General features: G+C 71.3%; 21 protein-coding genes. 13 read left to right on the top strand and 8 right to left on the bottom strand.

Annotation, left to right across the window (positions count from 1 at the left end):
• Positions 1-3: 3 nt before the first annotated feature.
• On the bottom strand, positions 4-882 hold the full coding sequence (locus OHT77_RS16615) for an alpha/beta fold hydrolase (protein ID WP_328829254.1): 879 nt from the start codon (positions 880-882) through the stop codon (positions 4-6).
• A 180-nt stretch (positions 883-1,062) separates the two neighbouring features.
• The gene (locus OHT77_RS16610) at positions 1,063-3,636 is read right to left on the bottom strand and encodes a DEAD/DEAH box helicase (protein WP_328829253.1); all 2,574 of its coding nucleotides are present in this window, start codon (positions 3,634-3,636) and stop codon (positions 1,063-1,065) included.
• Between the two features lie 479 nt (positions 3,637-4,115).
• Between OHT77_RS16610 and OHT77_RS16605 the strand changes: the two genes are divergently transcribed.
• Positions 4,116-4,853 carry a ferritin-like fold-containing protein gene (locus OHT77_RS16605; protein WP_266772237.1) on the top strand — a complete coding sequence of 246 codons (738 nt, stop codon included), beginning with the start codon at positions 4,116-4,118 and terminating at the stop codon, positions 4,851-4,853.
• 6 nt (positions 4,854-4,859) lie between these two features.
• Here the strand turns inward: OHT77_RS16605 and OHT77_RS16600 are convergent, their stop codons facing one another.
• The 4 genes from OHT77_RS16600 to OHT77_RS16585 all read right to left on the bottom strand — a co-directional run bounded on the left by OHT77_RS16600 (position 4,860) and on the right by OHT77_RS16585 (position 6,783).
• Positions 4,860-5,129, bottom strand: a complete 270-nt coding sequence (locus OHT77_RS16600) for a hypothetical protein (protein ID WP_026150652.1) — start codon at positions 5,127-5,129, stop codon at positions 4,860-4,862.
• Positions 5,130-5,320: 191 nt separating this feature from the next.
• Positions 5,321-5,548, bottom strand: coding sequence for a DUF3107 domain-containing protein (locus OHT77_RS16595; RefSeq protein WP_019072095.1), 228 nt, complete (start codon positions 5,546-5,548; stop codon positions 5,321-5,323).
• Between the two features lie 142 nt (positions 5,549-5,690).
• On the bottom strand, positions 5,691-6,335 hold the full coding sequence (locus tag OHT77_RS16590; RefSeq protein WP_328829252.1) for a TetR/AcrR family transcriptional regulator: 645 nt from the start codon (positions 6,333-6,335) through the stop codon (positions 5,691-5,693).
• 220 nt (positions 6,336-6,555) lie between these two features.
• On the bottom strand, positions 6,556-6,783 hold the full coding sequence (locus OHT77_RS16585) for a hypothetical protein (RefSeq protein WP_328829251.1): 228 nt from the start codon (positions 6,781-6,783) through the stop codon (positions 6,556-6,558).
• 193 nt (positions 6,784-6,976) lie between these two features.
• Between OHT77_RS16585 and OHT77_RS16580 the strand changes: the two genes are divergently transcribed.
• From OHT77_RS16580 to moeZ, 12 genes are all read left to right on the top strand, one after another.
• Positions 6,977-8,194 (top strand): alpha/beta fold hydrolase, encoded by a 1,218-nt coding sequence (locus OHT77_RS16580; protein WP_328829250.1) that lies wholly within the window; start codon positions 6,977-6,979, stop codon positions 8,192-8,194.
• Positions 8,195-9,484: 1,290 nt separating this feature from the next.
• Complete coding sequence (locus OHT77_RS16575; RefSeq protein WP_328829248.1) at positions 9,485-11,047, top strand: DUF3152 domain-containing protein; 1,563 nt, start codon at positions 9,485-9,487, stop codon at positions 11,045-11,047.
• A gap of 56 nt (positions 11,048-11,103) precedes the next feature.
• Positions 11,104-11,196, top strand: a complete 93-nt coding sequence (locus tag OHT77_RS16570; protein ID WP_328679234.1) for an Ms4533A family Cys-rich leader peptide — start codon at positions 11,104-11,106, stop codon at positions 11,194-11,196.
• A gap of 203 nt (positions 11,197-11,399) precedes the next feature.
• Positions 11,400-13,118, top strand: coding sequence for an ABC transporter substrate-binding protein (locus OHT77_RS16565; protein WP_328829247.1), 1,719 nt, complete (start codon positions 11,400-11,402; stop codon positions 13,116-13,118).
• A gap of 4 nt (positions 13,119-13,122) precedes the next feature.
• On the top strand, positions 13,123-14,202 hold the full coding sequence (locus tag OHT77_RS16560; protein WP_328829246.1) for an ABC transporter permease: 1,080 nt from the start codon (positions 13,123-13,125) through the stop codon (positions 14,200-14,202).
• Positions 14,199-15,197, top strand: a complete 999-nt coding sequence (locus tag OHT77_RS16555) for an ABC transporter permease (RefSeq protein ID WP_266772246.1) — start codon at positions 14,199-14,201, stop codon at positions 15,195-15,197. The genes OHT77_RS16560 and OHT77_RS16555 overlap by 4 nt, the downstream gene beginning before the upstream one ends.
• Positions 15,194-16,819 (top strand): ABC transporter ATP-binding protein, encoded by a 1,626-nt coding sequence (locus tag OHT77_RS16550; protein ID WP_328829245.1) that lies wholly within the window; start codon positions 15,194-15,196, stop codon positions 16,817-16,819. Before OHT77_RS16555 ends, OHT77_RS16550 begins: the two co-directional genes overlap by 4 nt.
• A 347-nt stretch (positions 16,820-17,166) precedes the next feature.
• Positions 17,167-18,897, top strand: a complete 1,731-nt coding sequence (locus OHT77_RS16545) for a DUF3492 domain-containing protein (RefSeq protein WP_328829244.1) — start codon at positions 17,167-17,169, stop codon at positions 18,895-18,897.
• Positions 18,894-20,459, top strand: coding sequence for a hypothetical protein (locus OHT77_RS16540; RefSeq protein WP_328829243.1), 1,566 nt, complete (start codon positions 18,894-18,896; stop codon positions 20,457-20,459). The genes OHT77_RS16545 and OHT77_RS16540 overlap by 4 nt, the downstream gene beginning before the upstream one ends.
• A 141-nt stretch (positions 20,460-20,600) precedes the next feature.
• Positions 20,601-21,560, top strand: a complete 960-nt coding sequence (locus tag OHT77_RS16535; RefSeq protein ID WP_033282020.1) for an NAD-dependent epimerase/dehydratase family protein — start codon at positions 20,601-20,603, stop codon at positions 21,558-21,560.
• Positions 21,548-22,297 carry a spherulation-specific family 4 protein gene (locus OHT77_RS16530; protein ID WP_328829241.1) on the top strand — a complete coding sequence of 250 codons (750 nt, stop codon included), beginning with the start codon at positions 21,548-21,550 and terminating at the stop codon, positions 22,295-22,297. The genes OHT77_RS16535 and OHT77_RS16530 overlap by 13 nt, the downstream gene beginning before the upstream one ends.
• A gap of 63 nt (positions 22,298-22,360) precedes the next feature.
• Positions 22,361-23,539, top strand: coding sequence for an adenylyltransferase/sulfurtransferase MoeZ (moeZ, locus tag OHT77_RS16525; protein WP_328829240.1), 1,179 nt, complete (start codon positions 22,361-22,363; stop codon positions 23,537-23,539).
• A 116-nt stretch (positions 23,540-23,655) separates the two neighbouring features.
• On the opposite strand, the gene OHT77_RS16520 is transcribed toward moeZ, so the two are convergent.
• Together OHT77_RS16520 and OHT77_RS16515 are read right to left on the bottom strand one after the other, a co-directional pair.
• Positions 23,656-25,212 carry an alpha/beta hydrolase gene (locus OHT77_RS16520; RefSeq protein WP_328829239.1) on the bottom strand — a complete coding sequence of 519 codons (1,557 nt, stop codon included), beginning with the start codon at positions 25,210-25,212 and terminating at the stop codon, positions 23,656-23,658.
• 136 nt (positions 25,213-25,348) lie between these two features.
• On the bottom strand, positions 25,349-26,893 hold the full coding sequence (locus OHT77_RS16515; RefSeq protein WP_328829237.1) for an alpha/beta hydrolase: 1,545 nt from the start codon (positions 26,891-26,893) through the stop codon (positions 25,349-25,351).
• Positions 26,894-26,902: the final 9 nt, after the last annotated feature.

Here is a 26,902-nt window from a genome sequence, read left to right as displayed (position 1 = left end):
TGTTCAGGGGGCCGTGGAGTCCCAGAAATCGGCGATGGCCTTGGCGGTCGCGGCCGGCTGGTCCGTGTTCGGCGAGTGCTCGGCCTGCGCGATGACCGTCCGCCGCGCCTTGAGCCGTACGGCCATGTCGTCCAGGAGTGGCACCGGCCAGGTGTCGTCGCGGGAGCCCGAGAGGACGTGGAAGGGGAGGGGGACCGCGGCCAGTTCGGCGACCCGGTCCGGCTCACCGCACAACTGCCGTCCCGCCGCGAGGAGTTGAGCGGGCTTGGTGCCCAGCCAACGGCGGCGCAGATCGGACCGGTCGTCAAGACCCTCGTCCAGCGCACCGCCGGTCTCGGTCTCCTCCGGTGCCTCCATGGCCTGGATCGCGTCCCACACCTCGGCCATCGACATCACGGCGAGCGCGTCCCGCAACAGCTTGACCCGCTCCTGCTGCGACGCGGAGATCTGCGCAGGGCCCGACGACATGAGCGTCAACGACACGAACGGCGTGCGATCGAGCAGCACGGCCGCGCGCGCGACCTGCCCCCCGAAGGAATGCCCGAGCAGATGCACCGGCCCACCCAGCGCCTCGGCCAGCGCGAGCACGTCCCGCGCCAACTCGTCCTGCGCGTAAGCGGATTCGTCCTCAGCCGGCCCGTCCGACTCGTACTGCCCCCGCCCGTCCGCGGCCACGGTCCGATAACCCCGCACCCCGAACGCCTCGTGAAGGGGGTTGAAGTCCTCCTTGCTCCCGGTGAACCCCGGCAGCAGAAGCGCGACCCCCTTCGCCTCGACACCATCGCCCACGGGCGAATCCACCACGGCGAAATCACCGCGAGCGGTCCGCAGGGGGTATGCGCGAGCACCGGGGGGCGGGGTGAAGGAGGGGGGCTTGCTCATGGGGTGAGGTTATCCGGAGGGGTTGGGTGGGAGGGGGACGGGAGGGTGTAAGGGGGGTTAACGGGGTGGTGGGGGCAGGGAACGCCGACCCGCGCGGCGGACGGGAAACGCCGACGGCCCGGCCCATGTCGTATGGGTCGGGCCGTCGGCGTCGTGCCGGTGCTGAGTGCCGGGGGCGGGTCAGGCCTCCGTCGCCTCCGCTGTCGCCGCGGTCTTGCGCGGGCGGCGGACCCTCGGCTTGGCCTCGGGGGCTTCCGGTGTCTCCACGACGACCGGGGCCTCGGCGGTCTTGCGGGTCGCACGGCGGCGGGGCTTGACCTCCGCCTCCTCGGCGACCTGCGCCGGGATCTCGGCGGTGGCGGCCGTCTTGCGGGTCCGGCGCGGCTTGGTCTCGACGGCCTCGGCCGTGTCGACTGCTGTCTCGGCGGAGACCGCGGTCTTGCGGGTGCGACGCGGCTTCGCCTCGGCGACCACCTCGGCCGGAGCCTCTACCGCTACGGCTGCCTTGCGGGTCCGGCGCGGCTTCGCTTCCACGGCCTCGGCCGTGTCGACTGCTGCCTCGGCGGCGACCGCGGTCTTGCGGGTGCGACGGGGCTTCGCCTCGGCGACCACCTCGGCCGGAGCCTCTACCGCAACGGCCGCCTTGCGCGTCCGGCGCGGCTTCGTCTCCACGGCCTCCGCGGTGTCCACGGCGACGACCTCGGCCGGAGCCGCGGTCTTCCGGGTCCGCTTCGGCTTGGTCTCCGCCACGACCGGCGCTTCGACGGCCTCCACGACCGGCTCGGCGACCTTGCGGGTACGGCGCCGGGGCTTGTCCTGCTCCTCGACGACCTGCGCGGGGATCTCGGCGACGGCCTTGCGGGTCGTCGTACGACGGCGCGGCTTGGTCTCTTCGACGGCCTCGACGACCGTCTCCACGACCTCGACCGGCGCCGTGGTCTTCCGGGCCCTGGTCCGGCGCGGCTTCGTCTCGACGGCCTCGGCCGTGTCGACCGCGACCACTGCGGCGGCCTCGGCCACGACGGGCTCGGCAGCCTTACGGGTCCGGCGGCGCGGCTTCGTCTCCTCGGCCACCGGGGTCTCGGCCACCGGCGTCACCACCGAGGCCTCGGCCACCGGCTCCGCCGACTTCCGCGTCCGACGGCGACGCGAGGTCGTCGTCGGGGCGTCCGCGGCCGGGGCTTCGGCAGGCTCGACGGCGCTTTCGGCGACCTCGGCCACGGGTGCGACCGCCGTGGCCGGCAGCTGCTCTCCCGTCGCTCCGTTACGCGTGCGGCGACGACGGCGCGGGGTGCGTCCCGCCGTGTCCTCGGAGGGGGCCAGCGCGGTCTCCTCCGGGGTGGACGTCACGGCCGCAGCCGCTGAAGTCGCTTCCATCGGGGCGCCGTTGCGGGTACGACGGCGGCGGCGCGGGGTGCGGGCGGCGCGCTCGGTGTCGTCGGAACGGGACGCGTCGCGGGTGTGGCCACGGCCGTTGTCACGACCGCCCCTGCCACTGTCACGACCGCCGTCACGCCTGCCGCCGTCGCGGCCACCACGGCCGCGCGGACCGCCACGGCCACCGGTCTCGCCGAGGTCCTCGACCTCTTCCGCCGCCAGCCCGGCGCGCGTGCGCTCCGAGCGGGGCAGGACACCCTTGGTGCCGGCCGGGATGTTCATCTCCTCGAAGAAGTGCGGGGAGGTGGAGTACGTCTCCGGCGGGTCGTTGAACTTGAGGTCCAGCGCCTTGTTGATGAGCTGCCAGCGCGGGATGTCGTCCCAGTCGACGAGCGTGACCGCGATGCCCTTGGCGCCCGCGCGGCCGGTGCGGCCGATGCGGTGCAGGTAGGTCTTCTCGTCCTCGGGGGACTGGTAGTTGATGACGTGCGTGACGCCCTCGACGTCGATACCGCGCGCGGCGACGTCGGTGCAGACGAGCACGTCCACCTTGCCGTTGCGGAACGCGCGCAGCGCCTGCTCGCGGGCGCCCTGGCCGAGGTCGCCGTGGACCGCGCCGGAGGCGAAACCGCGCTGCTGGAGCTGGTCGGCGAGGTCGGCCGCCGTGCGCTTCGTACGGCAGAAGACCATGACCGGGCCACGGCCCTCGGCCTGCAGGATGCGGGCGACGAGCTCGGGCTTGTCCATGTTGTGCGCGCGGTAGACGAACTGCTTGGTGTTCGCGACCGTCGAGCCCTCGTCGTCCGGCGACGTGGCGCGGATGTGCGTGGGCTGCGACATGTAGCGGCGCGCGAGACCGATGACCGCGCCCGGCATGGTCGCCGAGAACAGCATCGTCTGACGGCGGGCCGGCAGGAAGTTGATGATCTTCTCGACGTCGGGCAGGAAGCCCAGGTCGAGCATCTCGTCGGCCTCGTCCAGGACGAGCGACCTGATGTGCTTGAGGTCCAGCTTCTTCTGGCCGGCGAGGTCGAGAAGACGGCCCGGGGTGCCGACGATCACGTCGACGCCCTTGCGGAGCGCCTCGACCTGCGGCTCGTAGGCCCGGCCGCCGTAGATGGCGAGGACGCGGACGTTACGCACCTTGCCCGCGGTCAGTAGGTCGTTCGTGACCTGCGTGCACAGCTCGCGGGTGGGGACGACGACGAGCGCCTGCGGGGCGTCGGTCAGCTGCTCGGGCTTGGCGCGGCCGGCCTCGACGTCGGCGGGGACGGTCACGCGCTCCAGGAGCGGGAGGCCGAAGCCGAGCGTCTTGCCGGTGCCGGTCTTGGCCTGGCCGATGACGTCCGTGCCGGAAAGGGCTACGGGGAGCGTCATCTCCTGGATCGGGAAGGGGGAGACGATACCGACGGCCTCAAGGGCCTCAGCGGTCTCGGGAAGGATTCCGAGCTCTCGGAAAGTAGTCAGGGTGCTGCCTCTTCTGTGTGCGCGGTGCGAGGCGAGCGCGGGGGTCGTGTCAGGACCGTGCCGGGACGTCGGCTGCCTTACGGACAACCCGCGAGGGCAAGCCGTACTGCACGGGACCACTGCCGACGCTCTAGCGCTCGAACCGCTGAGGGTCCCCCTCCGAACTCCGTACGCAGCGTGCCGTACGGGCGAGGAGGGCTGTCGGGTCGGAGCCGATCGGGCCACCGACCGGGCATCCTCATTCGTGCGGCCCGGCGAATACTCGGCGGGCGCATTACCACCATACCCCGGAATCACGCACATGCGTTGGCCGATTTGGTCACGTAGTCGTCGTCACACTGATTGACCAGGGACTTCCGCCGTGCTGTGAGCGGGCTATTGTGCGCTTCATGACGACCGCTGACAACGCCTCCGAAGCGCCCGCCGAACCCACCGGAGTCGCCGCCCAGGACTGGGCCACGGCCTCCGCCGACCCGCAGTACCGCAACGCGGTCGTGGACCTGCTCGGCGCGCTCGCGTACGGCGAGCTGGCGGCGTTCGAGCGGCTCGCGGAGGACGCCAAGCTGGCGCCGACGCTCGCCGACAAGGCGGAGCTGGCGAAGATGGCGTCGGCCGAGTTCCACCACTTCGAGCAGCTCAGGGACCGGCTCACGGAGATCGGCGCGGAGCCGACCGACGCGATGCAGCCGTTCGTCGCCGCGCTCGACGGCTTCCACCGCCAGACGGCGCCCTCGGACTGGCTGGAGGGGCTCGTCAAGGCCTACGTCGGCGACTCGATCGCCAGCGACTTCTACCGCGAGGTCGCCGCCCGCCTCGACAAGGACTCCCGGCTGCTCGTGCTCGGCGTCCTCGACGACACGGGGCACGCGAGCTTCGCCGTGGAAAAGGTGCGCGCGGCGATCGACGCCGACCCGCGCGTGGGGGGCCGACTCGCCCTGTGGGCACGGCGGTTGATGGGTGAGGCGCTGTCGCAGTCGCAGCGGGTGGTGGCCGACCGGGACGCGCTGTCGACGATGCTCGTCGGTGGTGTCGCGGACGGGTTCGACCTCGCGGAGGTGGGCCGGATGTTCTCCCGGATCACCGAGGCGCACACCAAGCGGATGGCCGCTCTGGGGCTCGCCGCCTAAGCGTGGTCACGCGGGGGCGGACCGCCCCCGCAGTCGTCGCGCCGGGCGCAGCAGCAGCGAGAGCGAGGCCGCCGAGACGACGGCGGCGCCGAGCAGGCTCGGCAGTCCGCTGCCCGGGCCCAGCGCGCTGTGGGTGACGAAGTCACCGAAGAGAGCTCCTGCGACACCCGTCGAGAACACCAGGGGGCGGGTCGGCAGACGGTGTGCAAGCCGGTGTGTGGCAGCCCAGGCGAGCAGCACACCCAGCACAGCGGAGCCGAGCGCTTCCAGGATCATCACGGGGGTCCCTCCCACGGTCGGCCTGCGTAACGCGTTCGTAGCCCGTCATACCCGTGACCTGCGGAATGCAATCCTCCCCTGTGGGGGACTTGTGCTCCATCTGTGGCGAAAAAGCTGATGAGCACAGCGGTGAAAACGTGAGGGGCCCGGTGACCGTGACGGTCACCGGGCCCCTCGTCCGTTCGCGACTACAGCGCGCCGAAGCCCACCTTGCGCGGGGCCGCCTCGCCGAGCTCGACATAGGCGAGCCGGTCGGCGGGGACGAGGACCTTGCGGCCGTGCTCGTCCACCAGGCTCAGCAGCGGAGCCTTCCCGGTCAGCGCCTCGGCCACGGCCTGCTCGACCTCTTCGGCGCTCTGACCGGTCTCCAGAACGATCTCGCGAGGCGTGTGCAGCACGCCGATCTTGACCTCCACGACTATGTCCCTCCGGTCAGCAAAGTGCGCGATCTTCCGCGCCGTACGCAGCACACACTAGCCCGGCGAGGGGACGTAGATGTTCCGCGCCGGAACGCCAAGAGCGAACAGCCGGCGGGAACAAACTCCGGCCCCGCGGCGGTCAGTGGTGCTGTTCGCTGCCGTGCAGCGGGAAACCGGCGATGCCGCGCCACGCGAGCGACGCCAGCAGCTGGACCGCCTGGTCGCGCGGGACGCTGCGGTCGCTGTGCAGCCACGAGCGGGCGACGACCTGGGCGAGACCGCCGAGACCCGAGGCCAGCAGCATCGACTCGGCGCGCGACAGACCGGTGTCCTCGGCGATGACGTCGCAGATCGCCTCGGCGCACTCGTTGGTCACCTTGTCGACGCGGGCGCGCACGGCGGGCTCGTTCGTCAGGTCCGACTCGAAGACCAGCCGGAAGGCGCCGCCGTCGTCCTCGACGTAGGCGAAGTACGCGTCCATGGTCGCGCGGACGCGCTGCTTGTTGTCCGACGTCGACGCGAGCGCGGTCTGCACCGCCTGGATCAGCGACTCGCAGTGCTGCTCGAGAAGGGCGAGGTAGAGGTCGAGCTTGCCCGGGAAGTGCTGGTAGAGCACCGGCTTGCTGACGCCGGCGCGCTCGGCGATGTCGTCCATCGCGGCCGCGTGGTACCCCTGTGCGACGAAAACTTCCTGGGCGGCGCCCAGCAGCTGGTTCCGTCGGGCACGGCGCGGCAGGCGCGTGCCCCGCGGGCGCGCCGCCTCTGTCTGCTCGATGGCTGTCACGCCGCCTCCCAAAGTCGTCCTCATGCGGTGAGCGCCGCGCGGCCATCGTACTTTTCGGTAACCGTGGTGTGCGCGGTGCGAGCGCAGAATTTCACGGACCGGACGGCGGGGAAAGCGGCGCAAAGTGTTTCGAAGGGGGATGGAGCGGGCAGAGGTGCGCGGTTCACCGCCTGTTTTCGGCCCTCCATAGGGGCGGTGACAGCGGTGACGGCCAGGACCGTCAGCGGTAGTCGTCCTCATCCACGGAGACGACCCGCGCCTGTTCGATGACATCGGCTACGTCGGCCTCGTTCGCGGAGTCCGGGTCCACACCGGCGAGTGGATCGCCGCCGTCCGGTGTCACCTCGGCCGACTGCTCGGCCGCGTCGTCCTCGGGGGCCTCGACATCGAGCTCGGGGGTGGCGCTCTCGTCCGCGAAGGTCTCGGGATCGGTGGGGTCGACGGCCATGGCGGGCTCCCTTCCTGGACTGTGACCGGATACGTCGATACGTCTCCGTACGGGTGCCCTGTTATGAGCCTAGGAGACACCTGATCCGTACGCCATGCGGTGCGGGGGCCTGGGCGGGGCGACGAGGGGGCGTGACCTGGCCTGTGACGGCGAACACATGAGCCACTGCGTGATCGTCTCGTAACATTGGCGCATGTCTTCGACAGAGCTGCCTTCCGCGTCGGCCGCCAGTGTGCTTCCCAAGGTGGCGCCCGTCAGGGTCGGCGAGGGGGAGCGGCTCAGGTCGGTCGGGCTGCCGGGGATCACGCTGACCGTGCGGTCCAGGCCGCCCGCGCGCGAAGGACTCCCGCCCGCGCTCTTCGTCCACGGGCTCGGCGGTTCCTCGCAGAACTGGTCGCAGCTCATGGCCGAGCTGGACGGCCAGGTCGACAGCGAGGCCCTCGACCTGCCGGGCTTCGGCGACTCCCCGCCACCGGACGACGGCGACTACTCCGTCACCGGGCACGCGCGCGCGGTCATCCGTTACCTGGACGCGGCCGGGCGCGGCCCGGTGCACCTCTTCGGCAACTCGCTCGGCGGCGCGATCACCACCCGCGTGGCCGCGGTCCGCCCCGACCTCGTCCGCACGCTCACGCTGATCTCCCCGGCCCTCCCGGAGATCCGCGTCCAGCGCTCGGCCCTGCCGACGGCACTGCTCGGCGTCCCCGGCATCGCGGCCCTGTTCACCCGCATCAGCAGGGAATGGACAGCGGAACAACGCGTCCGCGGCGTCCTCGGCCTCTGCTACGGCGATCCCGGCCAGGTCACGCCGGAGGCGTTCCGGTACGCGGTCGAGGAGTTGGAGCGGCGCCTTCAACTCCCGTATTTCTGGGACGTGATGGCCCGTTCCTCCCGTGGCATCGTGAACGCGTACACCCTGGGCGGCCAACACGGCCTCTGGCGCCAGGCCGAACGCGTCCTCGCGCCCACCCTCCTCGTCTACGGCGGCCGCGACCAACTCGTCGGCTACCGCATGGCCCAGCGCGCGGCCCGCACGTTCCGGGACTCCCGGCTGCTGTCCCTGCCGGACGCGGGGCATGTCGCGATGATGGAGTACCCGGAGACGGTGGCCACGGCGTTCCGTGAACTGCTCGCGGACACGGGGGAGTTGGACGATCGGGGGGAGTCGGTGGCTGCTGCCGGGCGCGCGGGTGCGGATTCGGTGGCGACTGCCGGTGCGGATTCCGGCTCGGATTCGGCGAGGGGCCGTCGTTCGTCCGAGGGGGACGGATTCGGCCGAGGTGGCGGGGGTGGGGCGCGAGGGTCCCGGGGCGGCGGTTCGGTGAGTACGGTGAGGGGTGCCGGCGGCGCGGGAGCGGGATCCGGTGCCGGGGGCGATGGCAAGACCGACGATACGAACGCGGGGAGTTGAGGGGGCGACGTGGGACGCCATAGTCGCCGTAGGTCCCCTGCGAAGGGTGACTCCGCGGGCGAGGGGACGGGGACGGGGAGAGGGCCAGGAGCGGGGGATGGCGCGGGGGGTGCGCGGGATTCTGCTCGGGGAGACGGTCGGGGTGCGGGGGAGCGTGGTCGGGGTTCCTGGTCGGATGGCCAGGGGGCTCGAGAGGGTGCGCGGGGTTTCCGACGGGACGGTCAGGGGTCTGGAGAGGGTGCGCCGGGTTTCCGGCGGGATGGTCAGGGGTCTGGAGAAGGTGCGCGGGGTTTCCGACGGGACGGTCAGGGTGTTCGAGAGGGTGCTCAGCGTTCCCCGCAGGACGGTCAGGGGGCTCGTGAGGGGCTGACTTCTCGGGAGGGTGAGGGAGCGCTGCCTGGTCAGCGGGGGGCTCGGCCTTCGGGTGGGGTGCCTGGGCAACAGGGGCCGCGTCTATCTGACGGTGGGTCTGGTCAGCGACCGCCGCGGCTTTCGGATGGTGCGTCCGGTCAGCGCGGGCCGCGGCTCTCAGGTGAGGTGCCTGGGCAGCAGGGGGCTCGGCTTTCCGACGGAACGCCTGCTCGTGGCGTGCCTGGTTTTGAGGGTGGGACTCCGGCGCGGGGTATTCCGCGTGTCCAGGGGGCGGTGCCTTCGGAGGGCGCGTCGCGGTTCGTGGACGGGACTCCTACGGGTGGGGTGCCGCGGGTTCCGGGGGCGTTGGGTGTGCGGGGCGGGGTGGGTTCCGGGGAGGGGACTCCGGCGCATGGCGTCCCGCGTTTCCAGGGGCCGCCGCCCGTTCAAGGTGGGTCGCGTTCTGGTGATGGGACTCCGGCCCACGGTGTTCCGCGTTTCCAAGGTCAGCCGCCCGTTCAAGGTGGGCCTCGTCTTTCCGATGGCACTCCCGCTCATGGGGTTCCGCGCTTTCAGGGTGCGGCGCCCGGGCAGGGTGGGGTGGGTTCCGGGGAGGGGACTCCGGCGCATGGCGTCCCGCGTTTCCAGGGGCCGCCCGTACAAGGTGGGTCGCGTTCTGGCGAGGGGACCCCGGCCCACGGTGTCCCGCGTTTCCAAGGACAGCCCTCCGTCCAAGGTGGCCCTCGACTTCCCGACGGCACCCCCGCTCACGGCGTCCCGCGCTTCCAGGGAGCGGTGTCCGGTCAAGGGGAGCAGCGTTTTCCGGACGGGACCCCGGCTCATGGGTCGCCGCGTTTCTTCGGGGGCGGGTCCGAGACCGGAGGGCCGCGTCTTCCTGATGGCACTCCCGCGCGCGGGGGCCCGCGTTCGCCTGATGGCATGCCCGTACAGGGTGCGCCGGGTTTTCGGGACGGGACTCCGGCGCATGGTTTTCCCCGGCTTCCGGACGGGACTCCGGCCCACGGGTTTCCGAGGCTGCCCGACGGCACGCAGGCTCGCGGTGGGCCACGTGTGCCGGACGGGACCCCGGCGCACGGCACTCCCCGTTTCGCCGACGGGACCCCGGCGCATGGCGTTCCCCGGCTGCCGGACGGCTTCCCCGCGCGCGAGACGCCCCGTTCACCTGATGGGACTCCGGCTCACGGCACCCCTAGCTACTCCGAGGGGACCCCGGCCCACGGCACCCCTCGCTACTCCGACGGCACTCCCGCGCGTGGGGTACCCCGTTTCGACGGCACCCCCGCCCACGGCACCCCCCGCACCCCCGCCGGCCACCCCGAGCAGCCCGAATCCGGGGGCGGCTGGGGTGAGTTGAAAGGACGTACCGGAGTTGGAGCCGGCGCCGCTCAGGGGACCGGTGTGCCTCAGGCCCCGGCCGTCGGTGCGCCTTCCGGGGCGGCAGGAACCGGGGTTCCCATTCCCCGCCAGCGCCAGGCCCCTCAAGCCGCCCCCCAGCGACGCCGGCACGGCGGTCGGGGTCCACGGCAGGACTACGTCGACGCGTTCGAGGCGGACGACGACGTCTTCGCGCCCCGGAGCGAGGTCGCGACGAACGCCTCCGACCCGTACGGCTCTGTCACGGACTGGACGCCCGAGACCGACGACGCCGATGACGCACCCCCCTCCGAGCAGCCCTCCGCGCCCGCGAAGGGCAGCAAGGGGCGGACGTACACCGGTATCGCGGCCGCCGCCGTCACCACCGTGCTGGCCGTCATCGTGGCCGGGCAGGTCGCGAAGGACGGTGACGGGACGCAGGCGCGGGCGGCGACCGATCAGGCGCGGGACGCGCGCGAGAGTGCCTCGGCGGAGGCCGGCCCGTCGAGTTCGCCGCGGCTGGTGGCGCTGACGTACGCCCAGAAGATGGCCAAGAAGTACCCGCTCGGCGCGAAGCTCAAGGGGCCGGACAAGTTCGACGCGGTGCCCGGTGTCGACAAGGCGCCCGGCAAGGGGCACAAGTACACGTACCGCGTGGACGTGGAACAGGGGCTCGGGCTCGACGGGACGCTCTTCGCGGAGGCCGTGCAGAAGACGCTGAACGACAAGCGGAGTTGGGCCCACAACCGCGCCCGCACCTTCGAGCGGATCTATACGGGCAAACCGGACTTCGTCATCACTCTGGCGAGCCCTGGTACTACCGCCACGTGGTGCGCCAAGTCGGGGCTCGACACCACCGAGGACAATGTGTCGTGCGACTCAGCGGCCACCGAACGCGTGATGATCAACGCGTATCGATGGGCTCAAGGGTCGACGACATATGGGGACAAGATGTACGCGTACCGGCAGATGTTGATCAACCACGAGGTCGGTCACCGTCTCGGCTACGGGCACGTCACCTGCGACAAGGACGGCGAGTTGGCCCCGGTCATGCAGCAGCAGACCAAGTTCCTCGATCATGACGGCATCCACTGTCTCGCGAACCCCTGGCCGTACCCGGGCAGTTGACAGGGGACGCTTATGTCACATTGACACGAGCCGCAACTTCCTTCATATTTTTCGGCATGTGGTCTAGTCATGTCCCGAACCGCGCCGCCATCGAGCTGGCGCTCATCGGCGTGACCCCGATCTGCGTGGCCGACATTCTCTGTCGCTGAACACCGCCCCTGGCGTTTGTGTCGCGACCCACATCACCATGCCCTTGCCGCATGACCCAGGCAGGGATTTTTCGACGACCCGACGCCGGGGCAGACGGCTGTTCACTTCCGTCTCACTCCTCGTCCATCAGTCTCACCATTCGAGAAGTCTCCTGGAAACCCCGGCGAGATTCTCGAAAGTCATCCGAGAGGTCGTCATTCCGATGCGTCAACCGTCCGTCATAGCCCGGCGCGTGGCCGTGGCATCCGTCAGCCTGGCCGTGGTAGCGGGTGCCGCTGCCTGCGGGCCGAAGGACAACGATGCCAAGGGCTCCGGTGGCGACTCCGCGCCCCACAAGGGCGGCACGCTCACGGTCCTGAACTCGCAGCCCCAGGAGGACTTCGACCCGGCCCGTCTGTACACGTCGGGCGGCGGCAACGTCCCCTCCCTCGTCTTCCGCACCCTCACCACCCGCAACCGCGAGAACGGCGCGGCCGGCGCCAAGGTCGTCCCGGACCTCGCCACCGACACCGGACGCCCCAACAAGGACGCGACCGAGTGGACGTACACCCTGAAGAAGGGCCTTAAGTACGAGGACGGTACGGCGATCACCTCGGCCGACATCAAGTACGGCATCGAGCGCTCCTTCGCCCCCGAACTCTCGGGCGGCGCGCCCTACTTGAGGGACTGGCTGGTCGGCGCGGCCGACTACCAGGGGCCCTACAAGGACAAGAAGGGGCTCAGCGCGATCGAGACCCCGGACAGCCAGACCATCGTCTTCCACCTGAACAAGCCCGAGGGCGAGTTCCCCTACCTCGCCACGCAGACGCAGTTCACGCCCGTCCCGAAGGCGAAGGACACGGGGACGAAGTACGAGCAGCACCCGATCTCCTCGGGGCCGTACAAGGTCGTCAGCAACCAGAACGACGGTGAGACGGTCGTCCTGGAGCGCAACACGTACTGGTCCACCGCGACGGACGCCGAGCGCAAGGCCTACCCGGACAAGATCAACGTCAAGTCGGGTCTCGACTCGTCCGTGATCAACCAGCGGCTGTCCGCGTCCCAGGGTGCGGACGCCGCCGCCGTCACGACGGACACCAACCTCGGTCCCGCCGAGCTGGCCAAGGTGACCGGCGACAAGTCGCTGGCGGCGCGCGTCGGCACCGGGCACTTCGGTTACACGAACTACATCGCGTTCAACCCCAAGGTCGCGCCGTTCAACAACGTCAAGGTGCGCCAGGCGATCTCGTACGCCATCGACCGGTCGTCCGTGGTGAACGCGGCGGGCGGCTCGTCCCTGGCCGAGGCCGCGACCACCTTCCTGCCGAACCAGAAGTCCTTCGGCTACGACCCCTACGACCTGTTCCCGGCGGGTGCGTCCGGCAACGCGGCGAAGGCCAAGGAGCTGCTCAAGGAGGCCGGTTACCCGAAGGGGGTCACCGTCACGCTGACGCACTCCAACGACAAGGACTTCGAGACGAGCCCGGAGATCGCGACCGCGATCCAGGACGCGCTCAAGAAGGCCGGCATCACCGTCAAGCTGCAGGGCCTGGAGAGCAACGACTACAAGGACAAGATCCACAGCGTCAAGACCGAGCCGGGCTTCTTCCTCGCCCACTGGGGTGCCGACTGGCCCTCCGGCGGTCCCTTCCTCGCCCCGATCTTCGACGGCCGCCAGATCGTCAAGGACGGCGCGAACTTCAACACCGGCCTGCTCAACGACAAGTCGGTCAATGACGAGATTGACTCGATCAACAAGTTGACGAACCTTGACGAGGCCGCCAAGCGGTGGGGTGCACTGGACAAGAAGATCGGCGAGCAGGCCCTGACCGTGCCGCTGTTCCACCCCGTCTACAAGCGACTGGTCGGCAAGGACATCAAGAACGTCGTCATCAGCGACTGGACCGGCGTCCTGGACATCTCCCAGGTAGCGGTCAAGTAACCCCATGAGCGAGGCACTTGTCGCCTCCCAGGCCGCCGGGACGGACATCTCCGTCCCGGCGGTCTCGGGGGCCCGTCAGTTCTGGCGGCGGCTGCGAGCGCAGCGCGCCGCCCTCGTCGCGGCGGCCGTCGTCGCCCTGCTCGTCCTGGTCGCGCTCGCCGCGCCGCTGCTCACCGCCATCGAGGGCCAGGACCCGTTCACCTACCACCCCTCGCTCATCGACTCCGCGCGCGGAGGTGTGCCGACCGGCTCCTTCGGGGGCATCAACGGCGACCACTGGCTCGGCATCGAACCGCAGACCGGGCGTGACCTGTTCGCCCGTCTCGCCTACGGCGCCCGGGTCTCCCTGGGTGTCGCCCTGGGTGCGACCGTCGTCCAGGTCTTCGTCGGTGTCGTGATCGGCGTCGCCGCCGGGCTCGGGAGCCGATGGGTTGATCAACTCTTGAGCCGGGTCACCGACATCATCGTGGCGATGCCATTGATGATCATGTCCTTGGCGCTGCTCGCGATCGTCCCCGACAGCTTTCCGCGCCCCCTGCTGGTCGCCCTGGTCATCGGGCTGATCGCCTGGGGCAACGTCGCGAAGATCGTGCGCGCCCAGACCCTGACCCTCAAGGAACTCGACTACGTCGCCGCCGCCCGGCTGAGCGGCTGGGGCACCTGGCGCATCGCCCGTCGCGAACTGCTGCCCGGCCTGGCCGCGCCCGTCATCACGTACTCCGCGCTCCTCTTCCCGATGAACATCAGCGCCGAGGCGGCCCTGTCCTTCCTCGGTGTCGGCGTGAAGCCGCCGACGCCCTCCTGGGGACAGATGCTCACCGCAGCCGACGTCTGGTACCAGGCCGCGCCGCAGTACCTGCTGCTGCCCGCCGGCGCCCTCTTCGTCACCGTGCTCTCCCTGACCGTCCTCGGCGACGGCGTCCGCACGGCCCTCGACCCCCGCGCGGCATCCCGTCTGCGCGTCGGCACGGGGCGCAAGCGCGAGGCGAAGGCGGACGCGAAGTCCGGCCGGTCAACGGTTGACCCGAGCGTCAATGCGGTCAAGACAGCCGACGCGCGCGGCACCAAGGAGGACCCGGCATGAGCGGCTTCGGAGGCTTCGTCCTGCGCCGGGCCATCGGCACCGTGATCACCCTGCTCGCCATCTCGGTGATCATCTACGTGGTCTTCTACGCCACCCCCGGCAACGTCGCCCAGATCACCTGCGGCCCGCGCTGCTCCCCGGAGCAAGTGCACCAGGTCGCCCAGCAGTTGAGGCTCGACGACCCGCTGTACCTCCGCTACTGGCACTTCCTCCAGGGCATCCTCGTCGGCACGGACTACTCGACGGGCACCTCGGTCGAGCACTGCGCGGCACCCTGCCTCGGCCAGTCGTACCAGGGCGACCAGCAGGTCACCAAGCTGATCCTGTCGAAGCTGCCGGTCAGCCTGTCCCTGGTGTTCGGCGCGATGGTCCTGTGGCTGATCCTCGGCGTCGGCACCGGCATCCTGTCCGCGTGGCGGCGCGGCCGGTTCACCGAGCGCCTGCTGACCGGCATCACCCTCGCGGGCGTCGCCACCCCGGTGTTCGTGATCGGCCTCGTCCTGATGATCGTCGTCTGCGGGCAGTTGGAACTGCTGCCCTTCCCGCAGTACGTCAGCCTCACCGACGACCCCGAACAGTGGGCCTGGAACCTGCTCCTGCCCTGGCTGTCGCTGGCCCTCATCGAGGCCGCCACGTTCGCCCGGCTCACCCGGGCGTCGATGCTGGAGACCCTCGCCGAGGACCACATCCGCACCTTCCGCGCGTACGGCGTCGGCGAGCGGTCCATCATCGGGCGGCACGCGCTGCGCGGGGCGCTCGCGCCGGTCATCGCGCTCAACGCCAACAACGTCGGCTCGGCGGTCGGCGGCGCGGTCCTCACCGAGACGCTCTTCGGACTGCCCGGCATCGGACAGGAACTCGTCCACGCCGTCAACGTCGTCGACCTGCCGGTGGTCGTCGGCATGGTCCTGGTCATCGGCTTCTTCGTGGTCATCGCCAACGCCGTCGCTGACGTGCTGTACGCGGTGGCCGACCGACGGGTGGTGCTCGCATGAGTTCGCTGGACGGCTCGACGAACGCCTCGGCGGACGTCCTGGTCCAAGTCACCGACCTGACGGTCGGGTTCGGCTCCCTGCGGGCCGTCGACGGCCTCTCCTTCACGCTGGAGAAGGGCGCCGCCCTGGGCCTGGTCGGCGAGTCCGGCTCGGGCAAGTCCACCGTCGCCTCGGCCCTGTTGGGCCTGCACCGCGGCACGGGCGCCGACGTCGGCGGCTCGGTCCGGGTGGCCGGCATCGACGTACAGGAGGCGTCCGACGCGGACCTGCGACGGCTTCGGGGCGGGAAGGCCGCGATGGTCTTCCAGGACCCGCTGTCGTCCCTGGACCCGTACTACGCGATCGGCGACCAGATAGCCGAGGTCTACCGCGTGCACACGCGCGTGTCCCGTCGGGCCGCACGCGCGCGTGCCGTCGACGTCCTGGAACGCGTCGGAATTCCGGACGCGGTACGGCGATCCCGTTCGCGCCCGCACGAGTTCAGCGGCGGCATGCGGCAGCGCGCCCTCATCGCGATGGCGCTCGCCTGCGAACCCGAGCTGCTGATCGCCGACGAGCCCACGACGGCGCTCGACGTGACCGTCCAGGCGCAGATCCTCGACCTGCTGCACACGCTGCGCGAGGAGACCGGGCTCGGGCTGCTGCTCGTCACGCACGACGTGGGTGTCGCCGCCGAGAGCGTCGACGACATCCTCGTCATGCGGCACGGGCGGGCCGTCGAACACGGGCCCGTGGACACCGTGCTCGGGGCGCCGGCCGAGGCGTACACCCGGGACCTGCTCGGCGCGGTCCCGCGCGTGGACGCCCCGCGCGCCCGCTCGGCGGCACCCTCGGCGCCCGCGGAGGTCGTCCTGGAGGCGACGGGCCTGCGGCGTGAATTCGGGCGCGGGAAGCGGGCGTTCGCGGCCGTGGACGACGTGTCGCTGACCATCCACCGGGGGGAGACCCTCGGCATCGTCGGCGAGAGCGGCAGCGGCAAGACGACACTGGGCCGGATGCTGGTCGGGCTCCTGCAGCCGACGGCCGGCGAGATCAAGCCCGGCGGCGGGGTCCGCCCCGACGTCCAGATGGTCTTCCAGGATCCCGTCTCCTCCCTCAACCCCCGCCGCAGCGTGGGCGAGTCGATCGCCGACCCGCTCCGCGCGCGTGGCGAACGCGACGAGGAGAGCATCCGGGGGCGCGTACGCGAACTCCTGGAGCGCGTGGGGCTCGGAGGGGCGCACTACGACCGCTACCCGCACGAGTTCAGCGGTGGCCAGCGCCAGCGCGTGGGCATCGCGCGGGCGCTCGCGGCCGACCCGCGCGTGATCGTGTGCGACGAGCCGGTCTCCGCGCTCGACGTCACCACACAGGCGCAGGTCGTCGCCCTGCTCGGCGAACTCCAGCGCGAACTGGGCCTCGCGCTCGTGTTCGTCGCCCACGACCTCGCCGTCGTCCGCCAGGTCAGCGACCGGGTCGCGGTGATGCGCCGCGGGAGGATCGTTGAACAAGGCCCCGCCGACGAGGTCTACGACGCACCCAAGGACCCGTACACGAAGCAGCTCCTGGCCGCCGTACCGGCCCTCGATCCCCAGGTCGCGGCCCGACGCAGGGCGGCCAGACGGGAGTTGGCGACGACGTGACGGTCGCGTCGCGACGACGGGACGGTGCCGTCCCCACGACGGTGCCGTCCCGTCCGCACGACGGTACGGTCCCGTCCTCGCGACGCTACGGCACCGTCGCGACGACGTGACCGACGCGTCGCTACGGCACCGTAGCGACGGCACGTCAACGGTCTGACGTTCCGTACGCGACTGATCTCTTAGCGCGACCGAACGCGGCCCGCACGGGAAAGTTACGCCCGTTCACCCCTTTTGGTGGCGCGATGGACAACCGTCCGTCGCGCCACCGCCTTGTCCGCATACGTTCGTCCCGCTGCGAGCCGCCGGGTCAACGGCGGCTCCCCATATGGGAGATCGGGGGTGTACCCGTGCGCATAGGACTGCTTACGGAGGGTGGCTATCCGTATGTGAGCGGTGACGCCAGACTCTGGTGCGACCGGCTCGTACGCGGGCTCGGGCAGCACCAGTTCGACATCTACGCGCTCAGCCGCAGCGAGCGCCAGGAGAACGAGGGCTGGCTCGAACTGCCGCCCCAGGTCAGCCGGGTGCGCACCGCGCCGCTGTGGAGCGCCGAGGACGACGGCGTGACCCTCGGGCGCCGCGCACGCCGGCGGTTCGGCGAGTGCTACGCGGAACTGGCGGCCGTGCTGTGCGCGGGCGACGGCCGGGTCGCGGAGGCGCCGGAAGGGGCGCAGGGCGAGCAGGAGGCCCCCTCCGCCGATGTGGCGGACCGTTTCGCCAACGCGCTGTACGGGCTCGCGGAACTCGCCCGCGACGAGGGCGGACTCGTCGGCGCGCTGCGCTCCGAAAGCGCCGTACGCACGCTCGAACGCGCCTGTCGCGCGCCCGGCGCACTCCGCACCGCCCGCGAGGCGCGCGTACCCGAACTCCTCGCCGTAGCAGCCCACTTGGAGCGTGCGCTGCGCCCCCTCTCGCTCGACTGGTACGAGGACGACGCCCTCGGCTCCGTGGACCTCTGCCACGCGACGGCCGGCGGCACCGCGGCCCTGCCCGGGCTGCTCGCCCGCCACTTCGCCGGCGTGCCGCTACTGGTGACCGAGTACGGCGTGCAGCTGCGCACGCACTACCTGGCCTCCGCCGACGCCCCGCCCGCCGTACGGGCGTTGCTCGCCGCCTTCCACGGCAGGCTGGCCACCGAGACCTACCGGCAGGCCGAGTTGATCACCCCGGGCAACAGCCACACCCGGCGCTGGCAGGAACGCTGCGGCGCCGACCGTACGAAGCTGCGCACGGTCCACCCCGGCATGGAGGCGACCCGCTTCGCCGAGGTGGGCGAGGCGCCCGACGGCGCGGACCCGGACACGCTGGTGTGGGTCGGCCGGATCGAACCCGCCAAGGACCTGATCTCCCTGCTGCACGCCTTCGCGGAGATCCGCAAGGAAGAGCCCAAGGCGCGGCTTCGGATCGTCGGCGCGCCCTCCGGCGCCGAGGGCCACGCGTACCTCGGGCACTGCCGGGCGCTGGCCGCCCAGCTCTTCCCCGACGAGGCCGAGGGCGTGCACGCGGTCGGCGACAACCCGGTGTCCTTCGAGGAGATCGGCGGCCCGGAGGCCCCCACACTCGCCGAGGCGTACGCGGCCGGGACGGTGATCGTCCTGTCGAGTGTCGTCGAGGGCTTCCCGGTCGGCCTGGTCGAGGCCATGTTCTGCGGCCGGGCGACCGTGTCCACGGACGTGGGGGCGGTGGTCGAGGTCATCGGCGGCACGGGACTCGTCGTGCCCCCGCGCAATCCGCGGGCGCTCGCGGAGGCGTGCGTGAGCCTGTTGCGCGACCCGGAGCGCCGGGAGCGCCTGGGCGCCGCGGCACGCGCCCGCGCGCTCGAACTGTTCACCGTCGAGCAGAACATCGCGGCATTTCACGGCATTTACCTGGAGATCGTTTCGCACGCCCCGGTCCGCCGGGTCGTCCTCGACGAGGCGGGCGAACCCCTCCCGTTCGCGGCCCCCGCCGAGGGTCACGTCCCCGGCCGCTGGACCGGCCCCATGGCCCGCGTCGTGGCCCGCGGCGGCCCCACCTGGGCGACCGGGACGCCCGTACGCGGCACAACTCCCTTGCCCGCCACGGAGGCAGCCCGATGAGCGGCCTCGGCGAACTCGACCGCCCCGGGACTCCTGGGAGCGCGGAGGCATGGGACGCGCGGTCGGAACAGTGGCTTGAGGGGAGGGGGGAGTCGCAGGTGGAAGCGGGCGCGGAGGCAGTGGCGCCGGGGGTGTTGTCGGCAGCAGCGCGGCACGGCAACGGAAGCGGTGACGTGCGTGGTGCCGCCGCCCGTGATGAAGCTCCGGTGGTTGAGGCGCCGGACGCCGGTGATGTGTGTGCCGCCGTAGACCTCGACGAAGCCTTGCCGCCCGCTGGCCAAGGCACCGGTGATGTGCGCGCCGCCGTAGACCTCCATGAAGCCCCGCCGGCCACCGGCCAAGACGCCAACGCCCGGACCACCCCCGCTCCTCGCCCCTCAGTCGGCGCGCGGCAACCGCATCCCGACGCGGCGCCCGCACCCACTCCCCGCGCGGCCGACCGCAAGGCCGCCACCCCCGCCCGGCGCGGTGCAGCCGACCCTGTGAAGGCGCTGATGCACCGTCACCGTGAGCTGTGTGAACGGGCCGTCGACCCCTTGGAGATCGCGGCGGGGCTCGAGGCGCACGGTGTCACCGATCGGACGGCCGCGCGCTTCCGGCACCGGGACGTGTTCTCGCTCGCCGAGGAGATGTACGCACGCGTGTCCCGCGACGACGTGGCGCCCGCGCACGCCGACCCGGTCACCGAACCGGCGCCCCGCGCGACCTGGGCCGTACTCGCCCTGCTGCCAGGGGTCCTCTGCGCTGCTGCCGTGACCGGTGTGCGGCTCACGGACGGTCGGCTGCGGTTGACGGTGGCCGTCGTCGGCGTGCTCGCGGTGGCCCTGGGTGTGCGCGTCGCCCTCCGCCGCGGCCCGTTGAGCAGCCCGCCCGGCACGCACGCGTGGCGTACGCCCCCCGGCACCCGCCTGTGGACGTACTGGCTGCTGGCCTACGCCCTCCTCGGCGACGGTCTGCTGCGTGCCGCGGACGACGGTGGCCCCGACGGGCTGCCGACCGGCCTCGCGGGCGGCCTCTGGCCCACGGCCACCGCACCGGTCCTCGCCCTCACCGTGGCCTGCGCCCCCGCGGCCTGGTGCGCGCACCACTTCGCCGTGCGCGCCCGCCGCAAGCTCGCGACCAGCCGTGGACTCGAGGACTTCGCCGACTCCGTGCAGCCGCTGCTGCTCGGCGCGTTCGCCCTGTTCGTGTGTGCCCTGACCGCCCTCCTCGCGCTCAGCGGCGCGGTCCTGGGGGAGCCCGCCGCGTATGCCCAAGGGATCACCCTGGGCGCCCTGTTGCTGCTCGCCCGCCTCCTCACCGTCCACGGTTTCACCCACGCCCCGACCGTCGCCCTCGGCGCGGCGGCCGTGACGGAGGCGACTGCCCTGGCCGTCGATCTCATCGGCCGCCTCCCCGGCTGCGGCTTCCTGGCCGCCCCCGTGGAAACCGTCCTGGAATCCGTGGGCCCCGGCGGCATCCCCGCCCTGGCCTGCGGAGCAGCCGCCCTGATCCTCCTGTTCCACACCACCCGCACGCTGACCAGAGCCTCCGCGCACGCGCCGGCGAACGAGCCGCGGTGACCGCCGTGCCCCGCACCGGGCAGAGCCGTCATCCCGTCGCAGGCGCCCGGCCCCACCGCCGGAGGCAACCGCAACACCCTGTGAAGGAGAACACCAGATGATCACCTCCCGATCCGGAGAGTCGGCCCGGGGAGCCGTCCGATGAGGGTCCTGCTGATCGGAGCCAACGGCTACCTCGGCCGCTTCGTCGCCGACCGCCTGCTCGCCGACCCGGCCGTCCAGCTCACCGCGCTCGGCCGCGGCGACGACGCCGACGTCCGCTTCGACCTCGCGACCGGCAGCCCCGGAGCGCTCACCCGCTTCCTGGACGCCGTCCACCCCGGAGTCGTCATCAACTGCGCCGGTGCCACCAGAGGCGGCGCCCGCGAACTCACCCGGCACAACACCGTCGCCGTCGCCACCGTCTGCGAGGCCCTGCGCCGCAGCGGCTGCGGGGCCCGGCTGGTGCAGATCGGGTGCGGCGCGGAGTACGGCCCGAGCCAGCCCGGTTCCTCCACGGCCGAGGACGCCGTACCCCGCCCCGGCGGCCCGTACGGCGTCAGCAAACTCGCCGCCACCGAACTGGTCCTGGGCTCGGGTCTCGACGCCGTGGTGCTGCGTGTCTTCTCGCCCGCGGGGCCCGGCACCCCGGCCGGCTCGCCGCTCGGCCGGCTCGCCGAGGCCATGCGCCGGGCCATGCAGTCCGGCGACGGCGAACTCAAGCTCGGCGGCCTCGGCGCACAGCGTGACTTCGTCGACGTACGGGATGTGGCCCGCGCCGTGCACGCGGCCTCGCTCTCCGCCGCGCAGGGCGTCATCAACATCGGCTCGGGCCGCGCGGTCCGGCTGCGCGACGCCGCCGCCGTCCTCGCCCGCGTCGCCGGATACGGGGGCGCGCTGCACGAACTCGACGGCCCTCCCGGCCCGTTGAGGGCGGCCATCGGGCACCCCCGCACTGACCCCGACCACGCGGCCCCGGTCGCGTACCCGTACCCGGACGGCTGCGGGAGCTGGCAGCAGGCCGATGTGCGCACCGCGCGGGACCGGCTCGGCTGGCGGCCCCGGATCAACCTGGAGGAGTCCCTCGCCGACATCTGGATGGAGGCGGCATGCCGCATCTGACCAGCGCCACCCCCGGCACCGCGAGCACCAGCGTCCGCACCGGCTTCGGCGTCCCCGGCTACGCGCACCCCCTGGTCGCGCCGACCGAATGGGGCGAACTCACCCGCCCCGGCACTCCCTTGCACTGGGTCGTCCTCAACGTCTCCTCGGGCCCGGGGACCCGCCCCGACCCGCACTGCCTGGAGGCGGCCGGGCGGCTGAGCAACGCGGGCGTCCGGGTCCTTGGCCACCTCGACGCCGCCCACGGCACCCGTGCCTTCGGCGACCTGATCTCCGAGGCGCACCGCTACCGCGACTGGTACCGCGTCGACGGCTTCCTCCTGGAGCGCTGCCCCACCGAACGCGCCCAGCTCCCGGAGATCCGCCGCACGGTCACCGCGCTCCGCGAGCTCCGGGACGGCGCCCACATCGTCCTGGGGCACGGCACCCATCCGTACCCCGGATACGCCGAGTGCGCCGACCAGTTGGTGACCTTCTCCGGGCCTTGGAGCGACTACCGCTGGTCGCAGGTGGCCGAGTGGACCGCCGACTATCCGCCCGAGCGGTTCTGCCACTTCGTGCACGGTGTCCCGCGCGGTCATCTCGACGAGGCGCTGCGCATCGCCCGCTGGCAGGGCGCCTCGACCATCTACTTCACCGACCGCACCGATCGCGGCGGCCGCACCGACCCCTGGGAGACGATGCCCGGCTACTGGGACGAGATCGTCTCGCGGATCGGAACGGGTGTCTCGGAATGAAGAAGGGCATGGCAGTGTTACGGCGAGAACAACTGTAGTGATTGACCGACCAACGGAGTCCCCGTGTCGCTGCCACCCCTGGTCGAGCCGGCTGCCGAGCTCACCGTAGACGAGGTCCGCAGGTACTCCCGCCACCTGATCATCCCCGACGTGGGCATGGACGGGCAGAAGCGGCTGAAGAACGCCAAGGTGCTCTGTGTGGGCGCCGGCGGTCTGGGCTCGCCGGCGCTGATGTACTTGGCCGCGGCGGGCGTGGGCACGCTCGGCATCGTGGAGTTCGACGAGGTCGACGAGTCGAACCTGCAGCGCCAGATCATCCACAGCCAGGCCGACATCGGCCGCTCCAAGGCCGAGTCGGCGCGCGACTCCGTGCTGGGCATCAACCCGTACGTGAACGTGGTTCTGCACGAGGAGCGGCTCGAGGCCGAGAACGTGCTGGACATCTTCCGCGAGTACGACCTGATCGTCGACGGCACGGACAACTTCGCGACGCGCTACCTGGTCAACGACGCCGCCGTCCTGCTGAACAAGCCGTACGTGTGGGGTTCGATCTACCGCTTCGACGGCCAGGCCTCCGTCTTCTGGTCCGAGCACGGCCCCTGCTACCGCTGCCTCTACCCGGAGCCCCCGCCCCCCGGCATGGTCCCCTCCTGCGCCGAGGGCGGCGTCCTGGGCGTGCTGTGCGCGTCCATCGGCTCCATCCAGGTCACCGAGGCGATCAAGGTCCTCACCGGCGTCGGCGACCCGCTCGTCGGCCGTCTGATGATCTACGACGCCCTGGAGATGCAGTACCGCCAGGTCAAGGTCCGCAAGGACCCCAACTGCGCGGTCTGCGGGGAGAACCCGACCGTCACCGAGCTCATCGACTACGAGGCCTTCTGCGGCGTCGTCTCCGAAGAGGCGCAGGAGGCGGCCGCCGGTTCGACGATCACTCCCAAGCAGCTCAAGGAGTGGATCGACGACGGCGAGAACATCGAGATCATCGATGTCCGCGAGGTCAACGAGTACGAGATCGTCTCGATCCCCGGCGCCAAGCTGATCCCCAAGAACGAGTTCCTCATGGGCACCGCCCTGGAGACCCTCCCGCAGGACAAGAAGATCGTCCTGCACTGCAAGACGGGTGTCCGCAGTGCGGAGGTCCTCGCGGTCCTCAAGTCGGCCGGCTTCTCGGACGCGGTCCACGTCGGCGGCGGCGTGATCGGCTGGGTCAACCAGATCGAGCCGGACAAGCCCGTCTACTAGACGCATGCTTTCCCGGGAGGGGCTCGGCACCACACGTGCCGGGCCCCTTTCCGCTGCCCTCGGTGTCTCTGTCGCCCCCGGAGCCCTCGTAGGCCCGGTCGCTCCGGCCGCCCCGGTTACGAGGCGCAGACCTTCCCGTCCTTGGGGACCGTCCCCTTCAGCAGATACGCGTTCACCGTCGAGTCGACACAGTCGCTCCCACTCCCGTACGACCCGTGGCCCTCGCCCTTCCAGGTGAGTTCCACACCGACGCCCTTGCCCAGCTCGTCGGCCATCTTGCGGGCACCCTCGTACGGTGTCGCCGGGTCCCCGGTGTTGCCGACCACCAGGACCGGCGGCGCACCGGGCGCGCTGACCTCCGGGGTGTCGTACTGCCCGGCCACCGGCCAGTCGTGACACCACCCGGCCGTGTCCCAGCCCAGGAAGTCGCCGAACACGGGGGAGATCTTCTCGAACTCCGGCAGCAGCTTCTCCGTCTGCGCGGGCGTCGGCCGCTGCTTGTCGTCCAAGCACGATATGACCCGTTGGGAATGGGTGGTCGTGCCGTAGTGCCCCGCGCCGTCACGGTCGTTGTAGCCGTCGGCGAGCGCCAGCAGCTCCGAACCGTCGCCCTCCTGCGCGGAGTTCAGGGCGCTGGTCAGGGTGGGCCAGCTCTCCTTGCTGTACAGCGGGAGGACGATGCCGGTGAGTGCGAGCGTCTCGGTCAGCTTCCGCCCGCTCGAGGTCTCCAGCGGCTTGGCGTCCATCCGCTTCAGCAGAGCCGCGATCTTCTTCGAGCCCTGAGCCGGGTCCTGGTCCGTCGACTTGAGGTAGTCGTCCAGCGCGCGCTGGAAGCCCCGGGTCTGGTTCAAGGCGTGGCCCACCGAGTCGGCGCTCGGATCGACGACCGCGTCCAGGATCAGCCGGCCCACGTTCTTCGGGAACAAGTGGGCGTAGACACCGCCGAGTTCGGTGCCGTACGAGATGCCGAAGTAGTGCATCTTCGGGTCGCCCAGCACCTGGCGCATCAGGTCCATGTCGCGGGCCGTGTCGGTCGTCGACACGTGTTCCATCAGCTTTCCGGCGGCCTTCTCGCAGCCCTTGCCGAAGGCGGCGGCGTCCTGGAAGTACGCCTTCTGCTCGGCCGGGGTGTCCGGCGTGGCGTCGATGTCCTCGGTGGCCTGGATCGCCTTGTCGCTGCGGCAGCGGACGCCCTCGCTCGCGGCGACCCCGCGCGGGTCCCAGCTCACCAGGTCGTAGCGCTCGTGCAGCGCGGACACCGTGGTGGCGTACGCCGGCATGTAGTCCACGCCCGAGCCGCCGGGGCCGCCGAAGTTGAACAGCAGCGAGCCGATGCGGTCGCCGCCCGTCGACTTGGAGCGGATCAGGGCGAGCCCGATCGTCGAGCCGTCCGGCTTCGACCAGTCCAGCGGGACTTTGAGCGTCGCGCACTGCCAGTCACTGCTCGGCGCGGCCGAGTCGGCGGTGGCCTTGCAGCGCCCCCAGCCCAGCTTCTGCCCGGTCAGCGACGCGGGCAGCGCGGCCGTGGTGGAAGAGGACGAACCGGCCGCGGACGGCTTGGCGTCCCCCGCGCCCGCGCCGTCCTTGCCGTCGTCCGACGAGCCGCCGCTACAGCCCGCCGTCAGCAGTGCGGCGGCGGCCATCAGGGCCGTCCACCGTACGAATCGCGCCATGTGCATTCCCCCCTCGCAGGCCGTCCGCGTTACGCCGCGGAAGGCGGTCAGGCCATAGTAGGCGGCGGGAGCCGAGCCCGTGACGGCCTGTGGATAACCTTCTGACCTGCGATTTCGCCCGGATTTCGGGGTGGGGTCAGGAGCAGACGGTGCCGGCCGCCGGGACTTTCCCGTTCAGCAGATAGCCGTTCACCGCGCTCTGCACGCACTTGTTCTTGCTGTCGTACGCGCCGTGCCCCTGGCCCTTGTACGTCAGCTCGACCGCGACGCCCTTACCCAGCGCGTCCACCATCTTCCGCGCCCCCTCGTACGGCGTGGCGGGGTCGCCGGTGTTGCCGACGACGAGGATCGGCGCCGACCCGTTCGCGCTCACGTCGGGATGGTCGGCGGCGCCCGGCACCGCCCAGTCGGTGCAGCTGACCATGCCCCAGGCGAGGAAGTCGCCGAAGAGGGGAGAGGCGGCCCGGAACTCGGGCAGCTTCGCCTCCACGTCGGCGGCGGTGTATCTCGGCTTGTCGTCGGCGCAGTTGATGGCGATGTTCGCCGCTGTGATGTTGCTGTACTCGCCGTTCTCGCTGCGCCCGTTCATCGAGTCGGACAACGCCATGAGGACTTTGCCGTCACCGCTGTAGGCCTGTTCGAGGCCCTCGGTGAGGTACTCCCAGAAGTCCTTCGAGTACAGCGCCTGCGCGATGCCGTTCGTGGCGGCCGTCTGCGTCAGCTGACGCGGGAAGATGCCCGGGATCGGCTTGCTGTCGAGGCTCTTGAGCAGTTTGGCGATGCGGTCCTTGACGTCCTGTGCGGTGTCGCCGATCGGGCAGTCCGTGGTCTTCGACGTGCAGTCGTCGGCGAAGTTGTCGAGCGCGAGCTGGAAGCCCTTGGCCTGTCCCAGGGAGCCCTGTTCGGAGTTCTGGGTGGGGTCGACGACCGCGTCGAAGACCGCCCGGCCCACGTGCTTGGGGAACAAGTGGGCGTAGACACCGCCGAGTTCGGTGCCGTAGGAGATGCCGAAGTAGTGCAGCGTGTCGTCGCCGAGGACCTGGCGCATCAGGTCCATGTCGCGGGCCGCGTCGGTGGTGCGCACCTGGGGGAGCATCTTCTTGGAGTTCTTCTCGCAGGCCGCGTTGAACTGCTTGGTGTTGGCCAGGAGCTTGGTGCGCTCGGCCGCGGTGTCCGGGGTCGCGTCCTGCTGGAAGTACTGGTCGAGCTGGGAGTCGCTCTCGCACTCCACGCCGGCGCTGCGGCCCACTCCGCGCGGGTCGAAGCTCACCAGGTCGTAGCGGGTGCGCAGGGCGGCGTAGTCGTCGCCGAACGCGGGCAGCGTGGTGACGCCCGATCCGCCGGGGCCGCCGAAGTTGAAGACGAGCGATCCGATCCGCTTGCTCTTGTCGCCGCTGGCCTTCGCGCGTACCAGGGCGATGCCGATCGTGTCGCCCTTGGGCTTGTTCCAGTCCAGCGGTGCCTTCATGGTGGCGCACTGCCACTTGGTGCCGTTCGGCAGCGGCGACGGCGCGGCACCGCCGCCCTCCGACTCGGACGGGGCCGGACAGTCCTTCCAGCTCAGCTTCTGGGCCGTCGGATCCTCGTCCTTGGAGCCGCCGCCGCAGCCCGCCAGCGTGGCGGACAGCAGGACGACGGTGGCGGTCAGGGCAGCGGCACGCAGCCGGGAGGGGTTCGGCATGGTCCCATC

The sequence above is a fragment of the Streptomyces sp. NBC_00252 genome (genome assembly GCF_036187565.1).
GTDB lineage: Bacteria > Actinomycetota > Actinomycetes > Streptomycetales > Streptomycetaceae > Streptomyces.
This window is presented reverse-complemented; position numbering and strand designations above follow the sequence as displayed.

Coding starts and splice junctions, on each gene's coding strand:
- OHT77_RS16615 (WP_328829254.1), bottom strand. CDS start 882: ATGAGCAAGCCCCCCTCCTTCACCCCGCCCCCCGGTGCTCGCGCATAC.
- OHT77_RS16610 (WP_328829253.1), bottom strand. CDS start 3,636: ATGACGCTCCCCGTAGCCCTTTCCGGCACGGACGTCATCGGCCAGGCC.
- OHT77_RS16605 (WP_266772237.1), top strand. CDS start 4,116: ATGACGACCGCTGACAACGCCTCCGAAGCGCCCGCCGAACCCACCGGA.
- OHT77_RS16600 (WP_026150652.1), bottom strand. CDS start 5,129: ATGATCCTGGAAGCGCTCGGCTCCGCTGTGCTGGGTGTGCTGCTCGCC.
- OHT77_RS16585 (WP_328829251.1), bottom strand. CDS start 6,783: ATGGCCGTCGACCCCACCGATCCCGAGACCTTCGCGGACGAGAGCGCC.
- OHT77_RS16580 (WP_328829250.1), top strand. CDS start 6,977: ATGTCTTCGACAGAGCTGCCTTCCGCGTCGGCCGCCAGTGTGCTTCCC.
- OHT77_RS16575 (WP_328829248.1), top strand. CDS start 9,485: ATGCCCGTACAGGGTGCGCCGGGTTTTCGGGACGGGACTCCGGCGCAT.
- OHT77_RS16570 (WP_328679234.1), top strand. CDS start 11,104: ATGTGGTCTAGTCATGTCCCGAACCGCGCCGCCATCGAGCTGGCGCTC.
- OHT77_RS16565 (WP_328829247.1), top strand. CDS start 11,400: ATGCGTCAACCGTCCGTCATAGCCCGGCGCGTGGCCGTGGCATCCGTC.
- OHT77_RS16560 (WP_328829246.1), top strand. CDS start 13,123: ATGAGCGAGGCACTTGTCGCCTCCCAGGCCGCCGGGACGGACATCTCC.
- OHT77_RS16555 (WP_266772246.1), top strand. CDS start 14,199: ATGAGCGGCTTCGGAGGCTTCGTCCTGCGCCGGGCCATCGGCACCGTG.
- OHT77_RS16550 (WP_328829245.1), top strand. CDS start 15,194: ATGAGTTCGCTGGACGGCTCGACGAACGCCTCGGCGGACGTCCTGGTC.
- OHT77_RS16540 (WP_328829243.1), top strand. CDS start 18,894: ATGAGCGGCCTCGGCGAACTCGACCGCCCCGGGACTCCTGGGAGCGCG.
- OHT77_RS16535 (WP_033282020.1), top strand. CDS start 20,601: ATGAGGGTCCTGCTGATCGGAGCCAACGGCTACCTCGGCCGCTTCGTC.
- OHT77_RS16530 (WP_328829241.1), top strand. CDS start 21,548: ATGCCGCATCTGACCAGCGCCACCCCCGGCACCGCGAGCACCAGCGTC.
- OHT77_RS16520 (WP_328829239.1), bottom strand. CDS start 25,212: ATGGCGCGATTCGTACGGTGGACGGCCCTGATGGCCGCCGCCGCACTG.
- OHT77_RS16515 (WP_328829237.1), bottom strand. CDS start 26,893: ATGCCGAACCCCTCCCGGCTGCGTGCCGCTGCCCTGACCGCCACCGTC.